Annotated in this window: 23 protein-coding genes; 15 read left to right on the plus strand and 8 right to left on the minus strand. The window is 61.4% G+C overall.

Annotation, left to right across the window (positions count from 1 at the left end):
• Positions 1-1674: a 4Fe-4S dicluster domain-containing protein gene (locus SIC17_RS05100; RefSeq protein ID WP_412546577.1), complete on the minus strand. Its 1674-nt coding sequence runs from the start codon at positions 1672-1674 to the stop codon at positions 1-3.
• 134 nt (positions 1675-1808) lie between these two features.
• On the opposite strand from SIC17_RS05100, the gene SIC17_RS05105 reads away from it, so the two are divergent.
• Positions 1809-2648 (plus strand): uracil-DNA glycosylase, encoded by an 840-nt coding sequence (locus SIC17_RS05105; RefSeq protein WP_412546578.1) that lies wholly within the window; start codon positions 1809-1811, stop codon positions 2646-2648.
• Between the two features lie 13 nt (positions 2649-2661).
• Here SIC17_RS05105 and SIC17_RS05110 read toward each other — a convergent pair whose 3' ends face one another.
• On the minus strand, positions 2662-3588 hold the full coding sequence (locus SIC17_RS05110; protein ID WP_412546579.1) for a S41 family peptidase: 927 nt from the start codon (positions 3586-3588) through the stop codon (positions 2662-2664).
• Between the two features lie 39 nt (positions 3589-3627).
• On the minus strand, positions 3628-4092 hold the full coding sequence (locus tag SIC17_RS05115; RefSeq protein ID WP_412546580.1) for a MarR family winged helix-turn-helix transcriptional regulator: 465 nt from the start codon (positions 4090-4092) through the stop codon (positions 3628-3630).
• 159 nt (positions 4093-4251) lie between these two features.
• On the opposite strand from SIC17_RS05115, the gene SIC17_RS05120 reads away from it, so the two are divergent.
• Both SIC17_RS05120 and SIC17_RS05125 read left to right on the plus strand, forming a co-directional pair.
• Positions 4252-5385 carry a PA0069 family radical SAM protein gene (locus SIC17_RS05120; protein ID WP_412546581.1) on the plus strand — a complete coding sequence of 378 codons (1134 nt, stop codon included), beginning with the start codon at positions 4252-4254 and terminating at the stop codon, positions 5383-5385.
• A gap of 143 nt (positions 5386-5528) precedes the next feature.
• Positions 5529-6311: a hypothetical protein gene (locus SIC17_RS05125; RefSeq protein ID WP_412546582.1), complete on the plus strand. Its 783-nt coding sequence runs from the start codon at positions 5529-5531 to the stop codon at positions 6309-6311.
• On the opposite strand, the gene SIC17_RS05130 is transcribed toward SIC17_RS05125, so the two are convergent.
• The gene (locus SIC17_RS05130; RefSeq protein WP_412546583.1) at positions 6308-8731 is read right to left on the minus strand and encodes a putative bifunctional diguanylate cyclase/phosphodiesterase; all 2424 of its coding nucleotides are present in this window, start codon (positions 8729-8731) and stop codon (positions 6308-6310) included. The genes SIC17_RS05125 and SIC17_RS05130 overlap by 4 nt on opposite strands.
• An 82-nt stretch (positions 8732-8813) precedes the next feature.
• Here SIC17_RS05130 and rnhB point away from each other — a divergent pair, with 82 nt between their 5' ends.
• The 3 genes from rnhB (at position 8814) to SIC17_RS05145 (ending at position 13202) form a co-directional block, all read left to right on the plus strand.
• Positions 8814-9425 (plus strand): ribonuclease HII, encoded by a 612-nt coding sequence (gene rnhB, locus SIC17_RS05135; RefSeq protein WP_291894679.1) that lies wholly within the window; start codon positions 8814-8816, stop codon positions 9423-9425.
• A 77-nt stretch (positions 9426-9502) separates the two neighbouring features.
• Positions 9503-10582 (plus strand): site-specific DNA-methyltransferase, encoded by a 1080-nt coding sequence (locus SIC17_RS05140; RefSeq protein ID WP_412546584.1) that lies wholly within the window; start codon positions 9503-9505, stop codon positions 10580-10582.
• A 109-nt stretch (positions 10583-10691) separates the two neighbouring features.
• A complete protein-coding gene (locus SIC17_RS05145; protein WP_412546585.1) occupies positions 10692-13202 on the plus strand; it encodes an ATP-binding protein in 2511 nt (836 codons plus the stop codon).
• Here the strand turns inward: SIC17_RS05145 and mutY are convergent.
• On the minus strand, positions 13199-14260 hold the full coding sequence (gene mutY / locus SIC17_RS05150; RefSeq protein ID WP_291894690.1) for an A/G-specific adenine glycosylase: 1062 nt from the start codon (positions 14258-14260) through the stop codon (positions 13199-13201). The two genes, SIC17_RS05145 and mutY, sit on opposite strands and share 4 nt — an antisense overlap.
• Before the next feature lie 47 nt (positions 14261-14307).
• Between mutY and SIC17_RS05155 the strand changes: the two genes are divergently transcribed.
• From SIC17_RS05155 to SIC17_RS05195, 9 genes are all read left to right on the plus strand, one after another.
• Positions 14308-14835, plus strand: coding sequence for a DciA family protein (locus tag SIC17_RS05155; RefSeq protein WP_412546586.1), 528 nt, complete (start codon positions 14308-14310; stop codon positions 14833-14835).
• An 18-nt stretch (positions 14836-14853) separates the two neighbouring features.
• Complete coding sequence (locus SIC17_RS05160) at positions 14854-15576, plus strand: DsbA family protein (protein WP_412546587.1); 723 nt, start codon at positions 14854-14856, stop codon at positions 15574-15576.
• Positions 15577-15581: 5 nt separating this feature from the next.
• Complete coding sequence (locus tag SIC17_RS05165) at positions 15582-16295, plus strand: DsbA family protein (RefSeq protein ID WP_412546588.1); 714 nt, start codon at positions 15582-15584, stop codon at positions 16293-16295.
• A gap of 66 nt (positions 16296-16361) precedes the next feature.
• Positions 16362-19808 (plus strand): chromosome segregation protein SMC, encoded by a 3447-nt coding sequence (gene smc, locus SIC17_RS05170; protein ID WP_412546589.1) that lies wholly within the window; start codon positions 16362-16364, stop codon positions 19806-19808.
• A gap of 109 nt (positions 19809-19917) precedes the next feature.
• Positions 19918-20253 (plus strand): AtpZ/AtpI family protein, encoded by a 336-nt coding sequence (locus SIC17_RS05175; protein WP_412546590.1) that lies wholly within the window; start codon positions 19918-19920, stop codon positions 20251-20253.
• Between the two features lie 53 nt (positions 20254-20306).
• Positions 20307-21083: a F0F1 ATP synthase subunit A gene (locus SIC17_RS05180; protein ID WP_412546591.1), complete on the plus strand. Its 777-nt coding sequence runs from the start codon at positions 20307-20309 to the stop codon at positions 21081-21083.
• Positions 21084-21134: 51 nt separating this feature from the next.
• Positions 21135-21359 carry a F0F1 ATP synthase subunit C gene (locus tag SIC17_RS05185; RefSeq protein WP_291894710.1) on the plus strand — a complete coding sequence of 75 codons (225 nt, stop codon included), beginning with the start codon at positions 21135-21137 and terminating at the stop codon, positions 21357-21359.
• A gap of 84 nt (positions 21360-21443) precedes the next feature.
• The gene (locus SIC17_RS05190; protein ID WP_291894713.1) at positions 21444-21998 is read left to right on the plus strand and encodes a F0F1 ATP synthase subunit B'; all 555 of its coding nucleotides are present in this window, start codon (positions 21444-21446) and stop codon (positions 21996-21998) included.
• A gap of 2 nt (positions 21999-22000) precedes the next feature.
• Positions 22001-22537 carry a F0F1 ATP synthase subunit B gene (locus tag SIC17_RS05195; RefSeq protein WP_291894715.1) on the plus strand — a complete coding sequence of 179 codons (537 nt, stop codon included), beginning with the start codon at positions 22001-22003 and terminating at the stop codon, positions 22535-22537.
• An 85-nt stretch (positions 22538-22622) separates the two neighbouring features.
• On the opposite strand, the gene SIC17_RS05200 is transcribed toward SIC17_RS05195, so the two are convergent.
• From SIC17_RS05200 to SIC17_RS05210, 3 genes are all read right to left on the minus strand, one after another.
• The gene (locus SIC17_RS05200) at positions 22623-23711 is read right to left on the minus strand and encodes a serine hydrolase domain-containing protein (RefSeq protein WP_412546592.1); all 1089 of its coding nucleotides are present in this window, start codon (positions 23709-23711) and stop codon (positions 22623-22625) included.
• Between the two features lie 134 nt (positions 23712-23845).
• Entirely contained in the window at positions 23846-24151 is a 306-nt protein-coding gene (locus SIC17_RS05205; RefSeq protein ID WP_291894720.1) for a hypothetical protein, read from the minus strand.
• A 269-nt stretch (positions 24152-24420) separates the two neighbouring features.
• A complete protein-coding gene (locus SIC17_RS05210) occupies positions 24421-25341 on the minus strand; it encodes an alpha/beta hydrolase (protein ID WP_412546593.1) in 921 nt (306 codons plus the stop codon).
• Positions 25342-25387 lie beyond the last annotated feature (46 nt).

Genomic DNA, 25387 nt, shown 5'->3' on the forward strand with positions numbered 1-25387 from the left:
TTACATATTGGAGTACATCGGCCCACCACCGCCTTCCGGCGTGGTCCAGTTGATGTTCTGGTTGGGATCCTTGATGTCGCAGGTCTTGCAGTGCACGCAGTTCTGCGCATTGATTTGGAAGCGCTGCTCGCCGGTATTTTCATCCTCGATCCACTCGTAAACGCCCGCCGGGCAGTAGCGCGTGGACGGACCCGCGAATTTCTCCAACTCGGAGCCCTTCTGAAGGGCCTCGTCAGCCAGCTGCAGGTGGATCGGCTGGTCTTCCTCGTGGTTCGTGTTCGAGATGAAAACAGACGACAGACGATCAAAAGTCAGGACACCATCCGGCTTGGGATAATCAATCGGCTTGAACTTGGAGGCCGGCTCCAGGCTCTCGGCGTCGGACTTGCCGTGCTTGAGGGTGCCGAAGGGTGACCAACCGCCGAACAGCGTCGTCATCCACATGTCCAGACCGCCCAGGGCGATACCGATGACGGTACCGAACTTGGACCAGAGCGGCTTGGCATTACGGACTTTCTTGAGATCGTCGACGACCCAGGACTTTTCGTAGGCAGCCTGGTATTCCGCCAGCGTATCGCCCTCGCGCCCCTCGCCAAGCGCTGCGAACACGCTCTCGGCCGCCAGCATGCCGGTTTTCATTGCATTGTGGCTGCCCTTGATGCGCGGCACGTTCACAAAACCGGCGGAACAGCCCATCAGCGCGCCCCCCGGGAAGGCCAACGAAGGCACTGACTGCAGACCACCTTCGGTGATCGCCCGGGCGCCATAGGACAGGCGCTCGGCGCCTTCAAACGTCTCGGCAATTGCCGGGTGTGTCTTCAGGCGCTGGAATTCCTCGAACGGCGAGATGAACGGGTTCTTGTAGTTCAGGTGAACCACAAAACCGATGGACACGAGACCATCACCGAAATGGTACATGAAGGAACCACCACCGGTCTGTCCGTCTAGCGGCCAGCCCATCGTGTGTTTGACCAGGCCCGGCTTGTGGTGCTCGGGCTTCACACGCCACAGCTCTTTCAGACCGATGCCGAATTTCTGCGGCTCCTTGCCAGCAGACAGGTCATAGCGATCGATGAGTTGCTTGGCGAGCGAGCCACGTGCGCCCTCGGCGATCAGCGTGTACTTGCCACGCAGCTCCATGCCCGGCTGATAGCCATCCTTCTGGCCACCATCACGCGCGACACCGAAATCGCCGGTGACCACACCCTTGATGACACCGTCTTCCTCGACGACATCCGCAGCCGGAAAGCCCGGGTAGATCTCGACGCCCATGGCCTCGGCCTGCTCGCCCAGCCAGCGACAGACATTGCCCAGCGAGGCGATGTAACAGCCGTGGTTATTCATCAGCGGAGGGAAGAAGAGGGTTGGCAGGCTGATCGAACCGGCAGCGCCAAGCACTTCGAAGATATCGGTGGTGACCTCGTCCTCGAGCGGGCAGCCATCCTCCTTCCAGTTCGGCAACAGCTCGTTGAGGGCTTTCGGATCGACCACGGCGCCGGAGAGAATGTGCGCGCCAACCTCCGCACCCTTTTCCAGAAGCGCGATGGAAATTTCCTGGCCAGCTTCGGCCGCCAGTTGTTTCAGACGGATCGCAGCAGACAGACCAGCGGGGCCGCCTCCAACGATAACAACGTCATACTCCATGGACTCGCGTTCAACGGCAGCGTCGGTCATGGGTCGGCAACCCCCTCATCAAGAATCATCATAAACCCGGCTTGCGGGCGCTCGGTCTTAGCTTAGGATCAGCCCTTCATCTAGCGCGAGCTGCGCCTAAGATCAAAACATTTACGTTGACGTCCACGTAACCAATGCTTGAACCTGCTACTCTCACCCCTCACGACGAAAAAGCTCTCCAGGCGCTGATCGACTGGTGGGACGAGGCTGGTATCGAGCTGGATGCCCCGGTTACGCGTCTGAAAAAACAGGCTTCGCCGGCACCTGCTCCGCGGAGCGCCCCGACGCGCCAACCACCACCGCCCCAGCGCACAGCAACACCGGCGGCGGCCATCGCAGCCGGGTTTGGCGAACCCGAGGTCCAGGGCCCTTCTGCCCAGGAAGTCGCAGCCAAGGCCGACACGCTTGACGCTTTGGAAAGCGCGATCCGCGAATTCGAGGGCTGCCCGCTAAAGCGTACGGCCCGAAACACGGTGTTTGCGCGCGGCAATCGCGACGCAAAGATCATGATCATCGGGGAAGCGCCGGGCCGGGATGAGGACGAACAGGCCAAGCCCTTCATGGGGCCCGCCGGACACCTCCTCGACAAGATGTTCGCCTCCATCGGCCTGGGCGAGGACGCGCTTTACATCTCCAATATCGTCAACTGGCGACCGCCGGGGAACCGGAACTCCACCAAGGACGAGATCGCGACCTGCCTGCCGCTAATCGAACGTCACATCGCGTTGAAGGCACCGGAGATCCTTGTCGTAGCCGGCGGTGTTGCGGCGCAGTCCCTGCTACGGGAAGATGCCAGCATCTCTCGCCTGCGTGGACAATGGCGTGACTACTCGCTCAAGAATCCCGATGGATCGGACAGCGGCACAAGCATCCCCTGCCTGCCACTCTTTCACCCATCTTTCCTGCTGCGTCAGCCGGCATCCAAGAAAAAAGCCTGGCATGACCTGCTCGCGCTGGATGCCAGGCTCCGATGAGACCGTTTCCGCGCTATTGAGCGCGAAGATGCGTCAGCGCTGCGGCCAGCGCATCATCGGACGATGAAACAATGTCCGGCTGAACACCTTCCGCTTCCCAGCCACGGCCCGTGCGCGGATCAAACGTCCGACCTTGCGGCATGAACACGGCCAGGTCATCGCTCAGGCGCATTTCCTCGCCCCAGTGGCCGCCACCGCCGGTGGGCTCGCCGATCACCGTGGCACGGCCGGTAATCTTCATGCCGAAGGTAAAGGACTCAGCCGCCGAGAAGCTGCGCTGATTGGTCAGGATCACCAGCGGGCGATCGACAAAGGGCTCGCCGGCCACGTTATCGCTGGTCCAGCGCTCGCGCGTCGGCATGTCGCGCCCCTCGGTCGAGGTCAGATGGGTCGGCTCCGCAAAGAACCAGGACGCAAAATGGACGAGCGTGCGGGGTTCACCGCCGCAATTATTGCGTACATCCAGGATGATGCCGTCTGCATCACCCAGCTCGACCATCGCCGCGTCAAAACCGGCACGATAGGCGTCATCGCCATAAATGCGCGGCACCGAGATATATCCGATATTTCCGGCTTCCATCCGCCAGGTGATGTCACCGCTGGCACAGCCGGACGGACGGCGGCGCGGCTCCGCATTCTCGACCTCCGCAGTCGGGCGATAGCGCAGGGTCAGATGGGCATCATTGGACAGCGCATAGAGTTCCTGATTGACCGCGGAGATGAACTCCCGGCGGGTTTGGAGATGCGCGAAATCATCGGACATTTCGCGCACTCTCTGCGCCAGGGACAGGCCGACATCCTCGTAGATATAGCCTTCTTCCAGCATTTGCGGGAGCTGGTCGAAAACCTCCGCCTGCCAGCCCGGCACCGGCTGGGCACACGCTGTAGTGGACACCATCACCGCCGCCATGGCGGCACTTGCGAAGAACTTGCTAATCATCCCGAAGGACCCTTCCTGCCTTGGCCGGAAGTCTCCGGCCTAATCCCATGTTTCCACGCGTTTCCGCGCCTGTGTGACAAGATCGAGCAGGTCGTTGCCGAGTGTCTGGCCAAGCACCCGGTATCGGGCCTGCGCTTCTTCCAGGAACGCCTCGATGCGTGAGACCTCGACCTGCCCGGCCTCAGTCAGGCCAAGCAGTCGAACACGCCGGTCGGAGCTTGGCCGTTGCTCGGTGACCATTTCCATCCCGACCAGCGTGTCGGCGAACTTGACGATCAAGGGGCGCGACAGGCGCAATTGCGCGACCACTTCACCCAGCTTCATCGGCCCTCGCCTGGAGAGCAGAACCAGCATCGAATGTGTCTTCAGAGGAACGGAGATCTGCAATTGCGCAGCACGCTCCCCCTCCCACTTCAGAACTGTGTCGAGCAGGCGCCGCACATGGCGCGGAAGCACTGCGTGCCCGAGCTCCTCGATGAAGTCTCTTTCCTCTTCCTTGCCCAATATGTCACCTGTTACGTAATAAATGCCCTATCCGATTTTGCATCTTAAATCCTCTTCATGAAGCGAGCGCAAGCACCGCGGAATGGCCAAGCCGGAAAAAGTGACGACGACTGAAATTTTGTTCTTGCTTTGTTCTAATTCTGAGTCATAGTCCAGCTCATGACCGAGCGCCCCAGCGGCTACGCCCTTAACGCCCACACCACGACCCCGGATGACGCCCCCGTCGCCCCGGGAACCAGCATCAGGGGTCGGGGCGCTCGGTCTAACATTTCCGGCCGGTATGAAGCCTTCCAGCGGGAGGCTTTCGACGACGGCTGGGGCGTTGATGGTGAAGAGGTCAGCGCGCTTCGCACAACGGTGCTGAAGGATGCCTCGCGTTCCATAATCGCGACCAACCAGTCGCCGGACATTTCCTTTGACCAGTCAATCAATCCCTACCGGGGCTGCGAACATGGCTGTATCTATTGTTACGCCAGGCCCAGCCACGCCTATTGGGGATATTCACCGGGGCTGGACTTCGAGAGCGTGATCTTCACCAAGCCGGATGGTGCCAAACTGCTCGAGCAGTTTTTCAACCGGCCCGGCTATCGTCCCAAGCCAATCGTCATCGGCGCCAACACCGATGCCTGGCAACCGGTCGAGCGTCGTCTGGAAATCACCCGTGACATCCTCAAGGTCTTTGCCCGCTACAAACACCCGGTCAGCTTCATCACCAAATCCGCCCTCGTCCTGCGCGATCTCGATATTCTCGGGCCGATGGCGGAACAGGGCCTGGCCAAGGGGGCCGTCTCGCTGACCACGCTGGACCGCAAGCTGGCGCGCGACATGGAACCGCGTGCCGCCGCCCCGCACCGCCGACTGAAGGCGATCGAGGGCCTGGCCAGTGCGGGCCTGCCCGTTACGGTGATGATGGCCCCGATCATTCCTGCCCTCACCGATCGCGAGATCGAGCCCCTGCTGGAACAGGCAGCCGGCGCCGGCGCCAGCAGTGCAGGTTATGTCCTGTTGCGTCTGCCCATGGAAATCCGCGACCTGTTCCGCGAATGGCTGGCCGAGAAACGCCCCGATGCCGCAAGCCGGGTTATCTCACTGATGCGGCAGATGCGCGGCGGCCGCGACTACGACCCGACCTGGATGCGACGCGGCCGCGGCCAGGGCCCCTTTGCCGAAATGATCTCCAAACGCTTTCGCGCGGCCATGCGCCGCTATCAGCTGGATGTGCGCCAGAAGGACCTGGATTTCTCCCGTTTCGAACGCCCGCTGGGGAGCCCGGAACAGCCCGGGCTGTTCTAGGTCTACGCTCAATTTTTGATTGAGTCCTCCGGTAGCGACTGATACGACCACATCAGACAGGGGATTTAATGTTTAAGCGTCTGTATGTGTTGTGCTTGGTTGCGCTCGCCGGGGGCCTGCTGGCAGCGTGCCAGTCTGAGAGCTTGGTAGAGTCATTCATTCCTGAAGACGCACGGCCCATTGTCGAACAATCCGTCCAAGGCCTGGTCAACCGAGACATGGCAACGCTGCGCGAAGTCATTCCGGCCGGTGCCTCCGACGAGCAATTGTCCAATCTAGAAGCATCACTCCCCACATTCTTCCCGCCTGCCAGCTATGGCGACGCCCGACTGGTCGGAGCCAACCGCACCGTCGAGACACGACTGAGCTCCGGCACGCTCGACCGGCTCGAACTTGTTTATGTAGTGCCTTCGGATGACGGAGACCGACGGTTGGAGCTGGTCTTGCAAAAGGTTGGCGAAAACGCCTGGCGCCTGACCTGGATGAACGCGTTTGAGGCTCCGAACCACCCGTCCATCAGCCTGGACCGGGAGGCTAATTCCTCCGCCAGAAACCTGGCACTGCTGGTGCCAATATCCAGCCTCGGATTTGTCCTGATCACCCTCATCGCCAGCTTCCGCTTCAAGCGGATCAAAAGGCGCATTCTGTGGACCCTGTTCATCCTCTCCAGCTATCCGGTGTTCGAGTTCAACTGGACACAGGAAGTCTGGACAATGGTCGCGCCGGCGATGACGTCAACTGAGAATGGCGCTCATTTCAACCTCATTTCGCTCACCCTGCTCGGAGCGGGCTTTGAGGATTTCGCCCCGCTGGAAGCCGCTCGGATCACCGCCGGCTTCCCGCTCGGCGCGCTTTTCTTCTGGTACCGGGTGATGCGCGGTGGCCCCACACGCAAGCCTGACGAACAGGAACGTGTTCGCGGCTAGGCCGCGCCACCACTCCAGTTTTGCTGGAGCTGTTCACACAGGTGATCGGCGGCACGCGCAGCCAGGTCCGGCGGGTTTTTGAGGAATTCCGGCAATTGACCGCGTGTGAGCGGACGCGACAACAGATAACCCTGGATCAGGACTTCCGGCTGGTCGCCCAGAGCCGACATCTCGTCAAGATCCTCGATCCCCTCGACCACGACGCCCATGCCCAGCTGGTGTGCCAGCTCGATGGTCGAGGCGACGATGATCTGGGCTTCCGGCTCGTTCTGAAGGCCGGAAATGAATGACCGGTCGATCTTGATCTTGTCGAAGGGGAAGGCACGCAGATAGTTCAGCGAGGCATAACCCGTACCGAAATCATCCATCGACAAGCCAACGCCCAGCTCCTTGAGACGACGCATCAGCGTCAGCGCACGCGCCTCGTCATCGATGACGACACCTTCGGTGATCTCGATCTCGAGACGGTGCGGTTCCAGGCCTGACTTGGCCAGCGCACGCTCGACCGAGAGAATGAAATTGCCCTGTTTGAACTGGGCGGGCGAAACATTGACCGCAACCCGCTGCCCCTCGGGCCAGTACACAGCCTCACGGCAGGCCGTTTCCAGAACCCATTGGCCGAGCTTGAGAATTTGTCCGCTTTCCTCGGCCAGCTGGATGAATTCGGCCGGCGAGACAAAGCCACGCACCTCGTCCTCCCAGCGCACCAGCGCCTCGAAGCCGCGGATCTCTCCGGTGCCGAGGTGAGATTGTGGCTGGAAGTGCAGATCCAGCAACTCGTCCTCGATGGCCATGGCCAGGTCAGATTCCAGCATGCGTTTTTCCTGCAGCTCGCGTCCCATTTTCGGGTCGAAGTCACAGACACAGTTTCGGCCGAGATGTTTGGCCTTGTAGAGCGCGAGGTCCGCCTGATTCATCAGCCGGTCTAGATCCTCCCCGTCCAGCGGGAACAAGGTCACACCGCCCGAGGCACTGACATTGAGATGTACCGAGCCAATCGTGACCGGAGAGCCGACCGAGGCAACGACACGCTCGGCCACCGCATTGGCCGCCATGCGGGACTCACAATCCGGCAGGATGACCGCGAACTCATCGCCGCTCAGGCGGGCCGCGATGGCACCCTTGGGCAGAGCGTCCTGCATGCGCTCGGCAACGGTCTTAAGCAATTCATCGCCCGCGGCGTGGCCATGCACGTCATTGACTTCCTTGAAGCGGTCGAGATCGAAGAACATCAACGCGACTTCGGTATGATTGCCCCAGGCCATGGTCAGCTCGTTCTCGAGGGCTTCCCGGAAGCGCAGGCGATTGGGCAGGCCGGTCAGCGCATCGTGATGCGCCATGTGCATGATGCGCTGGCGCGAACGCTCTTCGCTTGAGATATCGCGGAAGGCAATGATCAGGCTGTCTTCATTGCGGAACTCGATGCCGCGGCAGCTGACCTGGGCAGTGATGATCTGTTCGCTGCGGGAACGCAGGCGACAGGTCGACTTGTCACCACATTCCAACCCCTGCAAGACCGCCACGGAAGCCTCATCCAAGCCAACCTTGCACAAGGGCATGTTGATCAGGTCTTCCTTTTCCAGGCCGGTGATCTCGCAAATACGCTCATTGACTTCAACAATGCGACCATCCTGGACCAGGACCAGACCTTCAAAAGTCGAATTTGCCAGGGCGTTGATACGCTGCCCCTCGGCTTCGCGCCGCTTCCCGATATGCAGATCGAACAGGGCAAAACTCAGCCCCAGACCGGCGATCGGTAGAATCCCCAGCGCAATGGTCAGGCCCATCAGTTTGGGTGCCGTCTCCAGCTTGGCGACCTGCATCAGCTCGACCTGGCTGACTTCAAGCGCCTGGGTCAGGGTGAAATAGGCGATCAGCGGCACACTCGCCAGAACGCTAGCCGCGAGGGCCAGCCCGACAGCACCGGTCACCCGCGACGCCAGCAGGGCACTCAGCATGGTCACCCCGACAACGGCAGCCATGCCAAGGCACGCCACAGGCTCGCTCCAGCCGACAGGGACGGGCGCGCTTATGGCGTTGAGACCAAAATAGATCATCGCCGCTGCCCCCGCTCCGACCGTCGCACCACCGACAAGCGAACCCAGCTTGTGCTTGAGGAAGGCCATCACCGTCCAGCCCGCGCAGGCCATGCCTACGACGACCAGGAAGGACGACAAAACAAGGAAGGGGTCAAAAGCAATCGTGACGCCAGCATTAAAGCCCATCGTCGCGACAAAACCGGCGCCCCAGCTACCAATGCCTGTCAGGAACCCCGCGACCGTGAGCCAGACCAGGCGACGCTCATCCTCGAGGATGAGAATACGCCGAACGGCGGCGATCGCAGCGACCGCGCACACCAGGCTCAACAGAGCAGCAACCCCCAGCAGCCACACATCGTGTACTGCGGCCGAATTGACCATTACTTCTTTCACGTCTTTTGTCTCGGTCCATCCACCTTTGATTTGCATGCTGACACGAAATCTTGGATTTAAGCTTAACGCGATGGATTTTGGTTCGACTTTGCCACTCGCCGGCGTAGATGAAGCCGGTCGCGGCCCCCTCGCAGGGCCGGTGGTTGCTGCTGCCGTGGCGCTCGATCCCGCTCGCCCCATCGAGGGACTGGGGGATTCAAAGGCACTCTCGGAAAAGAAACGCCGGGCCCTGTTTTTCGATATCATGAAAAACGCTCATGTCGGCATCGGCATCGCCGAACCTGCCGAGATCGACAGGCTTAACATCCTGCATGCGACCATGGCAGCCATGCGCCGCGCTGTGCTTGGCCTGAGTGTCGTGGTGGGAGAGATCCAGATCGACGGAAACCGTGTGCCCGAAAACCTGCCCTGGCCTGCCAGTGCAATCGTGAAGGGCGATGCCAAGGTGGCCGCAATCGGTGCTGCCTCGATCATCGCCAAGACCGTGCGCGATGATCTCATGGTGCTCGCGGATGCGCGCTTTCCAGGCTATGGCCTAGCCAAGCACAAGGGTTACCCCAGCCCTGTTCACCGCGAAGCGCTTGAGCGCCTCGGGCCCTGCCCGATCCACCGGATGAGCTACGCGCCGGTCCGCAAAGCCCTCGAATCGCGCCAGCCCCGGGATGCGAATCATTGTGGATAACTTGATTCAGGGTTAACGCCCCGTTAGCCCTAAAAGCGGAAAACGGACCGTGATACAAGCGGGTGGAGTTTTGCGTTATGGATCAGCTGCCGATCGATCAGATCCTCGAAGGCGAATGCGTGGAAGTGATGAAAACGCTTCCCGACGAAAGCGTTGATCTCGTCTTTGCTGACCCGCCCTACAATCTCCAGCTCGGGGGCGACCTGCACCGCCCGGACAATTCCAAGGTCGATGCCGTCGATAATGACTGGGATCAGATCGGTGGATTTGACGAGTATGACCTGTTCACATGGCAATGGCTGGAACAGGCCCGCCGCGTGCTCAAACCCAATGGCGGTTTCTGGGTCATCGGCAGCTATCACAACATCTACCGCGTCGGCTCCATCCTGCAGGATGCCGGCTTCTGGGTGCTCAACGACATCATCTGGCGCAAGTCCAATCCGATGCCGAATTTCAAGGGCACGCGTTTTACCAATGCGCACGAGACCCTGCTCTGGGCCGCCAAGACCAAGGACGCTCGCCCGACCTTCAACTATGCCGCCATGAAAGCGCTCAATGATGGCGTGCAGATGCGGTCTGACTGGACGCTGCCGATCTGTTCCGGGGGCGAACGCCTGAAGGATGCTGACGGCAAGAAGGCGCACCCGACACAAAAACCGGAAGCCCTGCTGCACCGTGTCCTGCTGTCGACGACTAATCCGGGCGATGTGGTGCTTGATCCGTTTTTCGGCACCGGCACAACCGGTGCTGCTGCCAAGCGTCTCGGCCGTCATTTCATCGGTGTCGAGCGGGACGAGGATTATATCGCTGTGGCCCGTGAACGCCTGCTGGCGATCGAACCTGCTGCCCGCGAAGCCCTGAATGTTACACAGTCCAAACGCGCCCAACCTCGCATTCCCTTCGGAGCGCTGGTCGAGCGCGGCCTGGTCAAGCCGGGTGACACGCTCTACTGCCCGAAAGGCCGCAACACCGCCCGCGTGCGTGCCGATGGCACTCTGATCGCCGGTGATCGCGCCGGTTCCATTCACCAGGTCGGCGCCCAGCTTCAGGCCGCACCGAGCTGCAATGGCTGGACCTACTGGCACGTCCGCACGAAGCAGGGGCTGGCTCCGATCGATGTGCTTCGGTCCGAAGTCCGCGCCACGCTGGAGAACTAGCTATCGTCCGCCTCGGCGCCCCCTGAAACCTTGGTCGCTTCGGGCATCTGCACTTGGTGCAGACCGCAAATCACCTGAATCTAGGTGACGTGCGGCTAAGGGGCTGGTTTTGAAACGTTCACTGACACTGAGAATTGTGGCGGCGATCCTGCTGTCGACCCTGACTCTCTCGGTATTGGCCACCATTCTGGTCGCCGTCAGTTTCTGGCGTGACATCGAGCGGCAACAGACCCAGTCCCTGGACATGTACATTGCGGAACGGGCGCACCGGGCCAATCACATGTTCGATGAGATCAGCCAGGCCCACGCATCCGCACTACGCGCTGTCGAACGCCGGCTGGACGGCTTGCCGGCCGAGCGGATCGACGAGGAATTCGACCGGCTTTTCCCGCTTCAGCCCGACGGGACACGGCGCTCCATCGACGCGCTGTTTGACGGCTATACCGATGACCATGGCAATTATCATCGCGGCGTCGCGGCCTTCATGAGCTCCCACGAACCTCTCGATACGACGAGAAAGCGCCTGTTGCTCGCGGCCTATAATGTTGTTGATCAAGGTGGCGAGATGCTGTCCGGGCATATCGACAATCTCTACCTGTTCACGCCCCAGAACGAGCTGGTCATTTCAGCGGCAGAGCGCGAGGACCGGATGATGTTTTATCGCCGCGATGCCACGCCGGACTTTGACCTCACCGCGTTCAGCTTCACCGACTTGGTGACGGCTGAGAACAATCCGGATGGTCATTTTGTCTGCGACGAGCTCTCCCAGCTCGCCTTCATCCAGAACCGGGAAGCCCTGACGACAGGCTGTTTCACACCCTTGCGCCGCGATGGCGAACACGTCGCGGCCTTCGGCACCACCGTTCAACTGCGCGCGCATTTTTTTGAGGCGATGACGGACACGCTTCCCGATGGTCAGAACCTGTTTATCAACCAGGCCGGCCAGTTGATCGCCCATCGCAGCCTGCTTGATGGAGAGATTACCCAGGATGTGGTCGATGCGCTTGGAACAAGCCTCGGTATCGAAATGCTGCACCAGGCCATTCTGGCCACGGCAGAGGATAATGGCGCCCTGGTGACACCGGATGGCCGCTGGCTACTGGGCTTTTCGCGCATGGAGGGACCGAACTGGTTCTTCGTGACATTGCTCGACCGCCAGGCCCTGCGCGCCGATGCCATTCGCGAAACCGCACGAATCGTCATGCTCGCCGTCGTCGGCGTAGCCCTTCAGGCGCTCTTCCTGCTCTGGTATTTCCGCCAGCACATTGTTGATCCTCTGTTGCAGCTGACCCGGCGTTTCTCCCCCGCACTCGACCAGGCCCCCGCGACTGAGGTGAACACACACAAACTCGCTGTCCGGTCCGACGAAATCGGCACATTGGCACGTACCCTCGCCGACCAGGATCTACGCAATCGCGAACTGCTCAACGAGCTTGAAGACCGGGTCGAGGCACGCACACGCCAGCTGGAAAAGGCCAACCAGGCCAAAGGCGAATTCATCGCCAATATGAGCCATGAATTGCGCACGCCGCTGAATGGTATCCACGGGCTCGCGCAGGCGCTGGAAACTGAGCTCAAGGAGCCGGAACATAAGGAACAGGCGCGGATGATCCAGGCGTCAGGCGAGACACTGACCCTGATGCTCAGCGATATTCTTGACCTGTCCAAGATCGAGGCGGGCAAGCTGGAGATGTCCCCAACCCAGGCACGACTGCCACAATTGCTGAGGGACATTCACGCTCTGTTTGCCGCGCAGGCCGAGGGCAAGGGGTTGAGTTTCACGCTGGAGCTGGATGACACGCTACCCGAGTCCGGTGTTGTCGATGCACATCGCGTGCGCCAGTGCCTGTCCAACCTGCTCTCCAACGCGATCAAGTTCACCGATACCGGCAGCATCACCACCCGCGCCAGCGCCCGACCGGTCGAGGCAGGACATCTCATCTCGGTGCGGGTCGAGGACAGCGGCATCGGCATGAGCGACGAGGTGATGGACAAGCTGTTCGCGCCCTTCCAGCAAGCCGACGCATCCATTTCCACACGTTTTGGCGGCACCGGGCTGGGCCTGGTCATATCGCGCAATCTCGCCAGGCTGCTGGACGGCGACATCCGCGTGCGCTCCGCTGCAGGCCGTGGCTCGACCTTCACCTTCGAATTCCTGCTGACAGCCGAGGAGGCGAGCGCCGGCCCCGATACGGTGGCGAAAACACCGGTGGAACTGGCAAGGGACCCGCACTATGCAAGCCTGCACGACCGCTCGATCCTGCTGGTGGAAGACAATCTGATCAATCGCGAGGTCGCCAAGGCCTTCCTCAAACCTCTTGGCGCGAAAGTCGTCGAGGCGTTTGACGGCAAACAGGGTGTTGAAGCGGCGCGAAAGGAAGACGTCGACCTGATTTTGATGGATATGCGCATGCCGATCATGGACGGCCTGGAAGCAACACGCCAGATCCGCGCCTTCGAAGACGACAAGGCGAAACTGCCGATCATTGCCCTCACAGCCAATGCCACCGAGGAAGACGCACGGGCCTGTCGCAAGGCCGGCATGAATGCCTTTGCCGCCAAACCGCTCAACGCATCGGACTTCTTCAATGCCATGCTCGAGGCGCTGGATACGGCCTAACCGCCGCTTCGGCTGCGCACCGCCAGCACCTTGCGCATAACGCTGGGCAGGGCCTCCATGTCCAGCGTCTCTTCACTCACCCAGTCACCGCTGCAGGGTGTCCAGTCGGCAGGCGCCGCCGCTTCACGGACATCCAGTCTCAGCTCGAAATGCGTGAAAACGTGTTTCACCTCGCCCCGCTCAGTCCACCCATCGGCAAAGGGCGGCAACCAGTCCGGCAGTTCCGTTTTCCAGTCTGTAGACGGGATTTCTCGCATCCCGCCCAGCAGACCCTTGTCGGCTCGCGTACGCAGCCAGACCTGCCTGTCACGGCGCACCAGCCAGGCAAAACCCCGCCTCACAGGCTTGGGCTTTTTCTTTTCCTTGAGCGGATACCGAAGCGCATCGCCCTCAGCCCGCGCCTGGCAATCCGTCGACCAGGGACAGCGCTCACAGTCCGGCGCCCGGGGCGTGCACACGGTTGCTCCCAGATCCATGATCGCCTGGGCGTAATCGCCGGACCGCGCCTCGCACGCGATCCCGGCTGCCAGCCTCTTGATCTCCGGCTTGGCCTTGGGCAGAGCAGTTTGCACACGATAGAAACGCGTGATCACCCGCTCGACATTGCCATCCACCACGCTCGCCGGCTTGTTGAAGGCGGCCGCCAGAATGGCGTTGGCTGTGTATTCCCCGACACCTGGCAAAGCCAGCAGGCCCTTCAGCGTGTCCGGAAAAACCCCGTTCAGCTCGCCCGCCACCATCTGCGCACAGGCGTGCAGATTGCGGGCCCGCGCGTAATACCCCAGTCCGGCCCACTCGCGCATGACATCCTCACGTGGCGCAGCTGCCAGGTTCTCAACCCCCGGCCACAGCTCAAGGAAACGATGCCAATAGGGCGTGGCGTGCGGCACGGTCGTCTGCTGCAGCATGATCTCCGACAGCCAGATCGCATACGGGTCGGCAACCACTCCCGCGACCCGGTCCTCCGGGCGGATGCGCCAGGGCAGACTTCGGCCTTCGCGGTCATACCAGTCCAGCAGGCGGTCTTTGAGCGTGGTGGTGTCGGCACGGTTTTGCATGAGGCGTCAGCTTGCGGGATTTGGGCAAAGGCGCAATGCTGCGTGACATGAAACAACGCCCCTCACAGTCAAGCCTGGAACAGGAAGCCGGACGCTATCTGCAGGACCATCGCGGTCGTGCAGCGATCCGCCCTGCCCCGCGCGCCGGACGGGCCGCCGAGCGCATCCTGCGTCCGCTGGCCAAAAAGTTCGGTGTCGGCGTTGACCAGCTCACGCAATACTGGCCAGAGATAGTCGGTCAGCGTCTGGCCCAGTGGAGCTCACCCAAATCCATTCAGCGCACCGGCGGAATTTCGACCCTGATTGTGGAAGCACGCGGCCCGGCCGCAGCTGTCCTGCAGGCCGAGAGCCGTCGCATCCTGGAGCGCGTAAGCACTTATGCCGGAGCTCGCTCACCCACTCGCCTGCGTGTCGTACAGGGCCGGATGCGGCCTGCGACGACAGGCGAAAACAGCATGAATTCAGGGCAAGCCAGTTCACAAAACAGCGAGAAGGTAGAGACTTCTGCGGAGGCGCGGTTATTGTCCGCCTTGAAACGTTTTGACAAATCCGTCAAAGCCCGTGGCGGAAACTGATTATCTGAGGGGATAGGAATGAGCGTTACTCGTCGATTCTTCACTGCCGTGACCATGACGGCCTCACTAGCTCTGGCCGCTTGCGGCGGAGGGTCCAACGGCTCGATCGACAGCGCCGGTGCAAATGAACGCAGCCTCGGCTCGGCCGACGCCCCGGTCACCATGATCGAATACGCGTCTGTATCCTGCGGTCACTGCGCCACCTTCCACGAGGAAGTCTGGGACACGCTGGAGACTGATTTCATCTCAACCGGCCAGATCCGCTTTGTGATGCGCGAAATGCTCAGCGGCGAGCCGCGCCTGGCTGCAGCCGGCTTTGCGCTGGCACACTGTGTCTCAGACGATCGTTACTTCGACATGGTCAGCCTGTTGATGCAGCAACAGCGCGCAATCTTCCAGGCCGCGAGCCAACCGGGCGGTGCCCGCCGGCAATACGTAGCGATCGCCCGTTCCATGGGCCTGTCTGAAAGCGAGATGGACACCTGCCTCAACGACGAGAGCATCTACCAGTCCATCCTCGACAGCCATGAGCGCGCTGGCGAGGCCGGCATCACCGGAACGCCGCGTTTTGTCTTCAACGGCCAGCTGCTGGACAGCGAGCGCGACGGCAATCGCTCTGTGTTCACACTGGGCGGCAATGTGGTTCTGATTGATGGCGAGCCCGTTGACGCAATCGTCGACGCCGAGACGTTTAGCCGCCTGATCAACCATCTCGTCGAACAAGCGTCTTCTGAAGGCTAGAGACAATGACTGTTGTGATGCGTTCCCTTGTCGTTCTCATGCTCACTGTGTTCGCGCTGGGGAGCGCATACGCACAGCAGTCATCCACGCCGCCACCTCCGCCGCAGGACGTAATCCTCGGCGCGAGCGATGCGCCGCTGGAAATCATCGAATACGGCTCCTATGCCTGCCCGCACTGTGGCCATTTCCACGAAGAGAACTGGCACATGATCAACTCGGAATTTGTTGAAACGGGCCAGGTCCGTTTCATCTTCCGCCCGATCATCACCCAGCCGGAGCAAATGGCCGCGGCCGGTGCCTTCCTCAGCTATTGCGTCGATGAAGAGCGTTATTACGACGCCGTCGACCTGTTGTTCACCGAACAGGCCAATATCCTGGACGGACTGCGCAACCAGAGCGACGTCTTGTCGATCTATGCGCGGGTTGCCGGCGCCCTTGGCAAGACGCAGGACGAGATGCTCGCCTGTTTCAATGACGAGGCCAATCACCTGCGTCTCACATCAAATCTCTACCAGGCCAGCCTGGACCAGGTCGGCGGCACGCCGACCTTCCTCTTCAATGGCGAGCTGCTCTCCGGCCAGCGCATCGATGGAGAGCTCGTTCTCATCTGGCGTGGCGAACCACTTCTCATCAATGGGGAAAGGGTTTCCGGCGACTTCGATGAAGACTCCTTCAGGAGAATCATTCTTCACTTTCTGACAGAGTCCGATTCGGACTAGACATTTTGTCAGGAAAGCGCCGCATTTGCCTTGCATGCTTGGTGAAAGTGGCGTTGCGGAGGTCAGGTGAAGTTCACTCAGCTCAGGCTGACCGGATTTAAATCCTTCGTCGATCCGACCGAATTGCGGATCGATCCGGGTTTGACCGGAATTATTGGGCCGAACGGGTGCGGCAAGTCCAACCTGCTCGAAGCCCTGCGCTGGGTCATGGGTGCCACCTCTGCCAAGTCGCTGCGCGGCGGCGGTATGGAAGACGTCATCTTCGCCGGCACCGACATGCGCCCGGCTCGCAACCATGCTGAAGTTGTCCTGACCATCGACAATGCGGAGCGTCGTGCTCCGCCGGCCTTCAATGACGCGCCGACGTTGGAAGTCACCCGTCGGATCACCCGTGGTGCCGGCTCTGCCTACAAGATCAATGGAGAGGAAGTCCGCGCCAAGGACGTCCAGCTGCTGTTCGCCGACGCCGGCACGGGCGCCAACTCGCCCGCTCTCGTCCGCCAGGGCCAGATCTCCGAACTCATCGCTGCCAAGCCGCAGAACCGCCGCCGTGTTCTCGAAGAAGCCGCTGGCGTCTCCGGTCTGCGCGCGCGCCGGCACGAGGCGGAGCTGCGCCTAAAGGGTGCCGAGACCAATCTAGAGCGCCTGCAGGAGGTCATCGACGAGACGGACAGTCGTCACTCGGCCCTGCAGAAACAGGCGCGCCAGGCCTCTCGCTATCGCAAGCTTTCCACCAGCATCCGCACGCTGGAAGCGGCCGTCTGGCTGAACCGCTGGCGCCATGCCGCCAGCCAGGTCGAGGAAGCCGAAGGTGCACTGGCCGAATGCCTGGAAGCCGCCGAGACGGCGACCCGCTCCGCCGCTGATGCCCGGACAAAGGCCGAGGTCGAGGCCGCGGCCCGAGAGCCCGCACGCCTGGCAGAGGCCGAGGCCGCCGCAGCCCTGCGGGCGCTGGAGCGCGAACGCGATCGACTGGAACGCGATGCGAGCGACGTGCAGAACCGCATTACCGGTTTTGAAACCCGGCTGAACGAGCTCGCGGCCTCCACCCGCCGCGAGGAACAGATCGCCGAGGACGCCGAGAGCTCGCGCGGTGAAACCGCCGCCCAGATCGAGCGTCTGGACGAGGAAACCAACAAGGAGAAGGACGCGCTGTCCTTTGCCGAGGCCGCGTCGAAGGATGCCGAGGAGCGCCGCACCCAGAAGGAAGCCGTTCTGGACGCCAAGGCCCGCGAGGCTGCCGAGAACCGTGCTGCCCTGGAAGCGGCTCGGCGCGATGCCGAACGCCTCGCGGCCCGGCTGAACCAGATCGAGCGGGAGATGAGCGCCGCCAGCGATGAACGTGAGCGCGTGCAGGCCTCGACCGCCCTGGCGGATCTGGCCGAGGCCGAGGCGGCGGTCGAAACTGCAGAACAGGCGCTGACCCTCGCCAGGACACGGTCTGAAACCGCCGATACCATTCGGGCCGAGGCCGAGACGGCCTTTGAACAGGCCATGGATACCCATCGCGAGCGCCAGTCCGATCATGAGGCGCTGCAGCGGGAAGCCCAGGCGCTTGAACGCCTGCTGGCCGCCTCGACCCAGGACACGCCCAACCCCGCAGTTGATGCGGTTCGCGCTCGATCAGGTTTTGAACAGGCCCTGGCAGCGGCGCTGGGCGATGATCTTGATGCCTCGCTGGACGGCGATGCGCCCCGTCACTGGCAGGAACTGGCCATCACGCTCGACCAGCTGCCCGGCGGCTCTGTCCCGCTGTCGGATCATGTGATGGCTCCACCCGCCCTGAAGGCCCGCCTCGACTCGATCGGCGTGGTCAAACCGGAACGGGCCGAGGAAGCGGCACGCAAGCTCAAGCCGGGACAGTGCGTGGTCACGCTGGAAGGCGATTTGTGGCGCTGGGACGGGCTGGTCGCCCGTGCGGATGCACCAACTGCAGCCGTCGCACGACTGGAACAACGCAATCGCCTCGAGGAAATCGAGAACGAGCTGAAAGCCCAAACGGGGCCGCTGGAAACGGCGCTTGAAGAGAAGGACGCGGCCCATTCTGCGGTCAGCAAGGCACGCCAGGACGCCATCGCCGCCCGTGAAGCAATGCCGGAGGCAGACCGGACCGCCCGCAGCGCCATCAATCGTGTTGGCGATCTGCGCGAGAAGGCCGCCAAGGATAGTGCCCGCGCCACGGCCCTCAAGGAACGCCTGGAACGCCTGACCGCGGAACTCGCCGAAACCCGCGCGGCCCATGAAACCGCCGCCCGTGCCTGTGAAGCCGATGCCCAGGCAGAAGCGGATATCGAGGCACTGGAACTGGCTCGCGAGGAAGCGGAACGCGCCCGCATGGCCGCTGCCGACGCCCGTGCTGCCTTTGAAAGCGTTCGCCGCGAATCGGAAATGCGTAAACAGCGCAAGGTCGCCCTGCAACGCGAACATGATGCCTGGGCCAAGCGCTGTGAAAGCGCGCGCAACCAGCTGCGCGAGATTGCCAAACAGATCGCCGAGACCGAGACCCGGCTCGCAGAGACCCGTGAGCTTCCGGCCAAGCTGGAGGAGCAATTGCACCTCTTGGGCGACAAGATCGACAAGGCTGAAGAGGTCGCACACGAGGCCCGTGAAAAAGCCAGCGCCACCGAGGACCAGGTCAAGGATGCTGACAGCGCCGCCCGCAAGGCCGAGGCTGCCGCCTCTGCTGCCCGCGAGAGCCGCGCCGCCGCCGAAGCCCGTCTTTCCGGCGCTCGCGAACGCCTCAACGAGACCACGGAACGTCTGCAGGATGCGACCGGCTCGGCGCCGGGCGCCCTGGCTTCGCGAATCGAGGACGAGGACATCACCAGCCTGTCTCCGGACGAGCTGGAGCGCCGTCTCAACGAGGCCCGCGCCTCACGTGATCGCCTCGGTGCCGTCAATCTGCGCGCCGATGAAGAGGCCGAGGAACTGGCCAAGACCGTCGAGGAAATGGCCAAGGAGCGCGATGACCTGCTGGAAGCCATCAGTCGCCTGCGCAAGGCGGTCGATGAACTCTCCCGCGAGGGTCGGGCGCGCCTGCTGGAAGCCTTCGAGATCGTCGATGGTCATTTCCGCAATCTCTTTGCCACCCTGTTCGAGGGGGGCCATGCCGAACTGCGCCTGACCGAGGATGATGATCCGCTGGAAGCCGGGCTGGAGATCTTCGCTTGCCCGCCCGGCAAGAAGCTCGATTCGATGTCGCTGATGTCCGGTGGCGAACAGGCGCTGACCGCTTCCGCGCTGATCTTCGCGGTCTTCCTGTCCAACCCCGCCCCGGTCTGTGTGATGGATGAGGTCGACGCCCCGCTCGATGACGCCAATGTCGACCGCTATTGCCGTATGCTGGCGGAAATGCGCCGCCTGACGGAGACCCGTTTCCTGGTGATCACCCACAATCCGCTGACCATGTCACGGGTCGATCGCCTGTTCGGCGTGACCATGGCCGAACGCGGCGTTTCGCAACTTGTCTCGGTGGACCTGGTAGCCGCGGAACAGTTGATCGCGGCCGAATAGCAATTTATTGCTTTAATTACTTACACTTACCGCACCCGCACCATTGCTTGACTTGTCCAAGCCCCGGGGATAGTTTGCGCGCGCCTATGGGGGGTCCTCTTTCATAGGTGTGCCGATTAATCAGTCTTGTGAAGACAACACTCTGAGCGACCCATCCAAATCCGACCTCGAAGCCTTGCAGCAGCGTATTGACGCGCAGCGCGAAGCCCGCAGAGCAAAGACACAGGATGAGCCGCGATCCGCATGGTCCCTCGGGATGCGATACGGATCCGAGTTCTTCGCAGGCGTGTTCGTCGGATCCGCGCTGGGTTTCATTGTAGACCTGGTCGCTGGTTCGGGACCGTGGGGACTGGTCATCGGTACAATGTTGGGCTTTGCCTCGGGCACATTGAATGTGGTCCGGGCTGCCAAAGAGATTAATTCGGAAGCCAACGGCGAAAGCTGACGTTTCCTTGGTTAGACAGCGGCTTGTTCCGCAAGACATGAAAGAGGCCGGGCGTGGCAGACACCAACCCGATCAAGCAGTTCGAAGTCCACGAAGTCTTCCAGTTTGAAGCTTTTGGTCTGAATCTGGCTTTCACCAATTCCAGCTTCTTCATGGTGCTGACGACGCTCATGACGATCGTTCTCTTCACCCTTGCGATGGGCAGCCGCGCCACGGTGCCGAGCCGTTCGCAGTCGGTGGCCGAGATCATCTACGGGTTTGTGGCAGACATGTTGCGCTCGACGGCAGGTTCCGACGCGCTGCGCTTCTTCCCGTTTGTCTTCACGCTGTTTGTCTTCATCCTGGTTGCCAACATGCTCGGCATGTTCCCGTATTTCCCGGCACCGGGCTGGCACTCCTTCACCATCACCTCGCACATCATCGTCACGGCCGCCCTGGCCATGATGGTCTGGCTGACGGTTCTAGTTTACGGCCTTTTCAAGAACGGCCCGAAATTCTTCAAGCTCTTCGTACCTTCCGGTGTACCGATGTACATCCTGCCTTTCGTGACGGTGATCGAGATCATCTCTTTCGTCAGCCGTCCGATTTCGCACTCGGTACGTCTGTTCGCGAACATGCTGGCAGGTCACATCCTGCTCAAAGTGTTCGCCGGCTTCATCGTCATGCTTGCAGGCGCTCTGGGCGCGGCCGGTTACCTCGTCGGTATCCTTCCGTTCGCCATGACGCTGGCGCTGACGGCTCTCGAATTCCTGGTCGCTTTCCTGCAGGCATATGTCTTCGCGATCCTGACCTGCATCTACCTTTCCGACGCCCTGCACCCAGGACACTAAGCAGGACGTCGTTTCACTCACAGCTACACGATCTTCTAAAGGAGTTTCAAAATGGAAGCGGAAGCAGCTCGTTACATCGGCGCCGGTCTGGCTTGCCTTGGTATGCTCGGTGCAGCCATTGGCGTTGGCAACATCTTCGGTTCCTTCCTTCAGGGCGCTATGCGCAACCCGTCTGCTGCTCAGCAGCAGTTCGGCAACCTGATCTTCGGCTTCGCCGTTACCGAGGCACTGGGCATCTTCTCCCTGCTCATCGCCCTGCTGGCCCTGTTCGGCTAATATCAGGTTCGCGCGGTAATCACCGGATTGCCGCGCGCTCTTGCTCCCTTTCGGGAGCACCTTTGACATAGGAGCAGGCGTTCCATGACGCTCGCACCGGAACAAGAAGCGGCTCACGGCGCAGATGCAGCTCACGCGGCATCGGACGTCTTCCCGCCCTTCGACCCGACATATTTCCCGTCCCAGCTCTTCTGGCTGGCGATCAGCTTTGTAGTTCTCTACATCGCGCTGGATCGCTTTATCCTGCCGAAGATCAAGACGACGATCGAAGACCGCCGCGACCGTATCGCGGACGATCTGGATGCCGCTGCCCAGGCGAAAGCTGATGCAGAAGCAGCCGGTGAGGCTTACGAGAAGTCCCTCGCGGAAGCTCGTTCCAAGGCTCACGGCATTGCTGCTGACACGCGTGACGCCCTGGACAAGGAACTGGCGCAGGAAGCTGCCAAGGTAGAAGCGGAACTGGCCGAGAAGCAGGAAGCTGCTGAAGCGTCCATTCGCGCTGCCAAGGACAAGGCTTTCGCCGAGGTTCGCGGTATCGCCGCCAGCGCAACGGCTGCTGCCGTTGAAGCCCTGGCCGGCGTTGAAGTCAGCGACAAAGACGCCGAGAAGGCTGTCGATGGCGCCATGAAGGGAGCTTGATGATGCGGATTGCTGCTGAAGAAGCTTACGGCGAACAGAGCCTGGTCGAGTATCTGCTCGCAGACCCGTCTTTCTACGCCTCCCTGGCCCTGGTCGTGTTCTTTGGCCTGCTCATGTACATGGGCGTGTTCAAGACGATCGCCAAGACGCTCGACGAGCGTGCCGAAGGCATCAAGAACGAACTCGAGGACGCCAAGCGCCTGCGCGAGGAAGCGGCTGAAATGCTCGCCTCCTACCAGCGCAAACAGCGTGAAGCCGAGGCGGAAGCCGAAGCGATCATCGCCCAAGCCAAGTCCGAGGCGAAGATGCTGAAGGAAGAGTCCCGCAAGGAACTCACCGAGCGCCTCGAGCGTCGCACAGCCATGGCCGAGCAGCGTATCGCCCAGGCCGAAGCCCAGGCTGCTGCAGAGGTCAAGGCCGCTGCTGCCGAGCTGGCTGCTGCCGCCGCCGAGGAAATCCTTCAGTCCAAGCTGAAGAAGACGGATCTGAATAAGATTGTCGATGCAGACATCAAGGCCGTTGCGGACCGCCTGAACTAAGGCTCGCAGCACTGTCGGAACGAACAAGGCCCGGAGCATCTCCGGGCCTTTTCTTTTGCCTGGTCAAAACGGGGGCAGCGCCTTGTCAGCCACACCCGAGCTCGATCTCGAAGAGCCGGTGCGCAAATTCGAACATCTGTCCCTGACTGGTGTCGACATTGGTCGTCATGGCGGCACCAATCCTGCGGGCAGGCAGGTAGGCAGAGATCATGTTCGACGCGCCATTGGACCCTGCCTGCGTTGAAACAGCGAACTGTTCGCCACAGAGCTCCCACGTAGAGAAGCGTCCACCATAGGCATATCGGCTGTCAGGCACCTGGACCGAACGAAACTCGCCCAGGCTGTCCGGGTTCAGCACATCGCCATCATCAAGCGCGCGCTCCAGCCGCTGCAGGTCCCGGGCCGTCGTATAGCTGCCCTTGAACCATTGCGGGGTCCAGTAATCGCCCTGCCCGTTGGCATCCGCCGGATCAAACCCGATGGCGACATCGAGAACATGCGGCTCCGTGCTGCCCAGATCATGGATATATCCGCCACTCTGGCTCATGCCTGCCCGGGTGAAGACAAAATCCTGCCGTGCATCGGCATAGCTCATGCCCGAGGCCTGCTCGACAATATGCTGAACGAGCAACCAGTTGACGAGAACATAGTCGAACACCTCGCCCGGAACCTGGTTGAGATCGCCACTGGCGAATTCGGTCACGGCCTGTGTGCTGCTCATGGCATCGACACGTTCGGCCTCGCCGGACGCGATCCTTCTGAAGGCATTGACCATGTCGTTGGGCAAGCCGGACCGGTTTGTGAGCAGGTCACGCAGGGTGACCGCACTGCCCGTATCGGCCCGGTAGTCAGGCAGGTAGTCCGAAATCGGGGCATCGAGATCCAGCACGCCCTGTTCCACGAGTGCAAAGACGGTGATGGCCGCGAAGTATTTTTCCACCGACCCCGTCTGGAAACGGGTGTCTATGGTCAGGGGCCGGTCCGTTTCAGGGTCAGCCGTCCCGTGCACATAACGAACATCCTGATCACCGTCGAACAGGATCACACCGTTGAACGCGCGCGACTGCGCCCAGTTTTCAATCTCGGCCTGCAATCCGGCGGCCTGGTCCTCTGCCTGGACAGAACCGAAAACCAGAGCCGCAATACCGGCCAGCAGGGCTTGTCTTACTAACATTCACTTCTCTCGATCTTGCTCATCAACGCCGATTTGCGTTGGCATGGCTGCAAGCTAACGCGGACACAGGAGAGCCGTCCCGACCACTAGATGACCGGACGATACCGTTTGTCGATTTTGCAGAAATGAGACGACTATTCCGCCGGGTCGGCAGCCTTGTCCTTCTCACCGAATGCCCATTTCACGCGCTTCCAAAGCCAGGGGAAACGCTTGAGCATCTGGGTGATCCAGCCATGCAGCGTCTTGGACGCTGCCGCCACAAGAACCAGACCAAGGAAACCGATCATTGCGCCGATCGGGAGAATGGGGGTCAGCAGGCCCACCGGTACAGCGATGGCCATAAGGGCTAGCCCCAGTGCCACAGCAACAGCACGGATCACCAGCACCACGACGGCGCCGAAGGCATTTGAGCGTGCCCATCCGTTCAGTTGCTCGTTCATGGCTGTGACCATCTCCAACCCCGTCTGCCGGTGCGCGACTTCTTTGTCCGCGCGGCCAAACAGGAAACACTTAATTCGTAAACGTGACCCCAATGCGAGACAAAAGCGCCCAAATTCGGGCACGATCTGCGCTTCGTTTCACGCCTGTTGCATATCAGCATCAAATCGACCGGGAATCGTCGAAAGGCTCAGCTAGCAAGACGAATATGGGGGCTGTCAGGCGCCGAGGAAAGTCCCGCGGCCAGTTCTCGCTGTTCCTGCCTCATAAATTAATCGAGAGCGCTATTTTCGCCTGCAATCGACACCGGTTGCACGCCACATGACCGGCCTGGCGGGGTCGATGGTGTCCAGTGACGGGCGAGGAAGGGCCAGACCTCGTCATAAAGACCGTCACGCACAAGGGTCGCGTGATCAGCGCCCTCGATTTCGACAAACTGGCTGGGCTCAGGCGCCATCGCAGCGAGGTTCGCTCCGTGGCGGGAAGGAATGAGACGGTCTTCAGAGCCGTGCACGATCAGGACCGGCTCATCGAGCGCCCCGATCCACTGGTCCGAGCGATAAGTGTTCCGCATGAACATGGAAAACGGGTAGAGCGGGAATTTCTCTCCCGCCAGCTGGCTCATCGACATATAGGGTGCTTCCAGTATCAGGCCGCCAACCGCATTCGTCGCCGCCAGCCGCACGGCCGGGCCGGAGCCGAGAGAGAAGCCGTGAACAATGATGTCATCGGGATTGATGTCCCGGCGCAGCAGCCAGGACAGGCCGGCCTGGGCATCGATCTGCAGCCCCTCTTCACTGGGCGCGCCGGTCGATCCGGAATAGCCGCGATAATAGACAGCCAGGAAACCGGCGCCCTGTTCGTGCAGGCGACGCCAGCGTCCGGACTGGATTTCCGGCCGCCCTGCATTGCCGTCGAAAAACAGGAATGTCGGACAGCCCTGCTCCGCTTCCGCATACCAGGCGGTCAGAGCTTCCCCGTCCGCGGTGTTCAGGCGAACTGGATGGATCCAGTCCTGGCTGGGCGCCACACGGTCTGACGACGGGTGATAGAGAAAGTCCGGCTCGCTGAGCCACAGGAGACCGCCGAGAAGCACATAAATCCCGACAGCAAACAGCACGACATCGCGCAGGCGCGTCGTCCAGCCGGTGCGGCGGAAACTCAGGCGGGTGGATGTGTTACGGGCAGGCATGCCTCCCCCTAACCTCCCTTCTTGGCAGTCTTGCGGCAAGGTCGCG

Origin of the sequence: Maricaulis sp. MIT060901 (genome assembly GCF_047123815.1) — a bacterium.
Lineage (GTDB): Bacteria > Pseudomonadota > Alphaproteobacteria > Caulobacterales > Maricaulaceae > Maricaulis.

Excerpts from the sequence above, each read along its gene's own strand:
- SIC17_RS05100 (WP_412546577.1), bottom strand. The coding sequence starts at position 1,674 with ATGACCGACGCTGCCGTTGAACGCGAGTCCATGGAGTATGACGTTGTT.
- SIC17_RS05105 (WP_412546578.1), top strand. The coding sequence starts at position 1,809 with ATGCTTGAACCTGCTACTCTCACCCCTCACGACGAAAAAGCTCTCCAG.
- SIC17_RS05110 (WP_412546579.1), bottom strand. The coding sequence starts at position 3,588 with ATGATTAGCAAGTTCTTCGCAAGTGCCGCCATGGCGGCGGTGATGGTG.
- SIC17_RS05120 (WP_412546581.1), top strand. The coding sequence starts at position 4,252 with ATGACCGAGCGCCCCAGCGGCTACGCCCTTAACGCCCACACCACGACC.
- SIC17_RS05130 (WP_412546583.1), bottom strand. The coding sequence starts at position 8,731 with ATGGTCAATTCGGCCGCAGTACACGATGTGTGGCTGCTGGGGGTTGCT.
- rnhB (WP_291894679.1), top strand. The coding sequence starts at position 8,814 with ATGGATTTTGGTTCGACTTTGCCACTCGCCGGCGTAGATGAAGCCGGT.
- SIC17_RS05140 (WP_412546584.1), top strand. The coding sequence starts at position 9,503 with ATGGATCAGCTGCCGATCGATCAGATCCTCGAAGGCGAATGCGTGGAA.
- mutY (WP_291894690.1), bottom strand. The coding sequence starts at position 14,260 with ATGCAAAACCGTGCCGACACCACCACGCTCAAAGACCGCCTGCTGGAC.
- SIC17_RS05155 (WP_412546586.1), top strand. The coding sequence starts at position 14,308 with ATGAAACAACGCCCCTCACAGTCAAGCCTGGAACAGGAAGCCGGACGC.
- SIC17_RS05160 (WP_412546587.1), top strand. The coding sequence starts at position 14,854 with ATGAGCGTTACTCGTCGATTCTTCACTGCCGTGACCATGACGGCCTCA.
- SIC17_RS05165 (WP_412546588.1), top strand. The coding sequence starts at position 15,582 with ATGACTGTTGTGATGCGTTCCCTTGTCGTTCTCATGCTCACTGTGTTC.
- SIC17_RS05185 (WP_291894710.1), top strand. The coding sequence starts at position 21,135 with ATGGAAGCGGAAGCAGCTCGTTACATCGGCGCCGGTCTGGCTTGCCTT.
- SIC17_RS05190 (WP_291894713.1), top strand. The coding sequence starts at position 21,444 with ATGACGCTCGCACCGGAACAAGAAGCGGCTCACGGCGCAGATGCAGCT.
- SIC17_RS05195 (WP_291894715.1), top strand. The coding sequence starts at position 22,001 with ATGCGGATTGCTGCTGAAGAAGCTTACGGCGAACAGAGCCTGGTCGAG.
- SIC17_RS05200 (WP_412546592.1), bottom strand. The coding sequence starts at position 23,711 with ATGTTAGTAAGACAAGCCCTGCTGGCCGGTATTGCGGCTCTGGTTTTC.
- SIC17_RS05205 (WP_291894720.1), bottom strand. The coding sequence starts at position 24,151 with ATGAACGAGCAACTGAACGGATGGGCACGCTCAAATGCCTTCGGCGCC.
- SIC17_RS05210 (WP_412546593.1), bottom strand. The coding sequence starts at position 25,341 with ATGCCTGCCCGTAACACATCCACCCGCCTGAGTTTCCGCCGCACCGGC.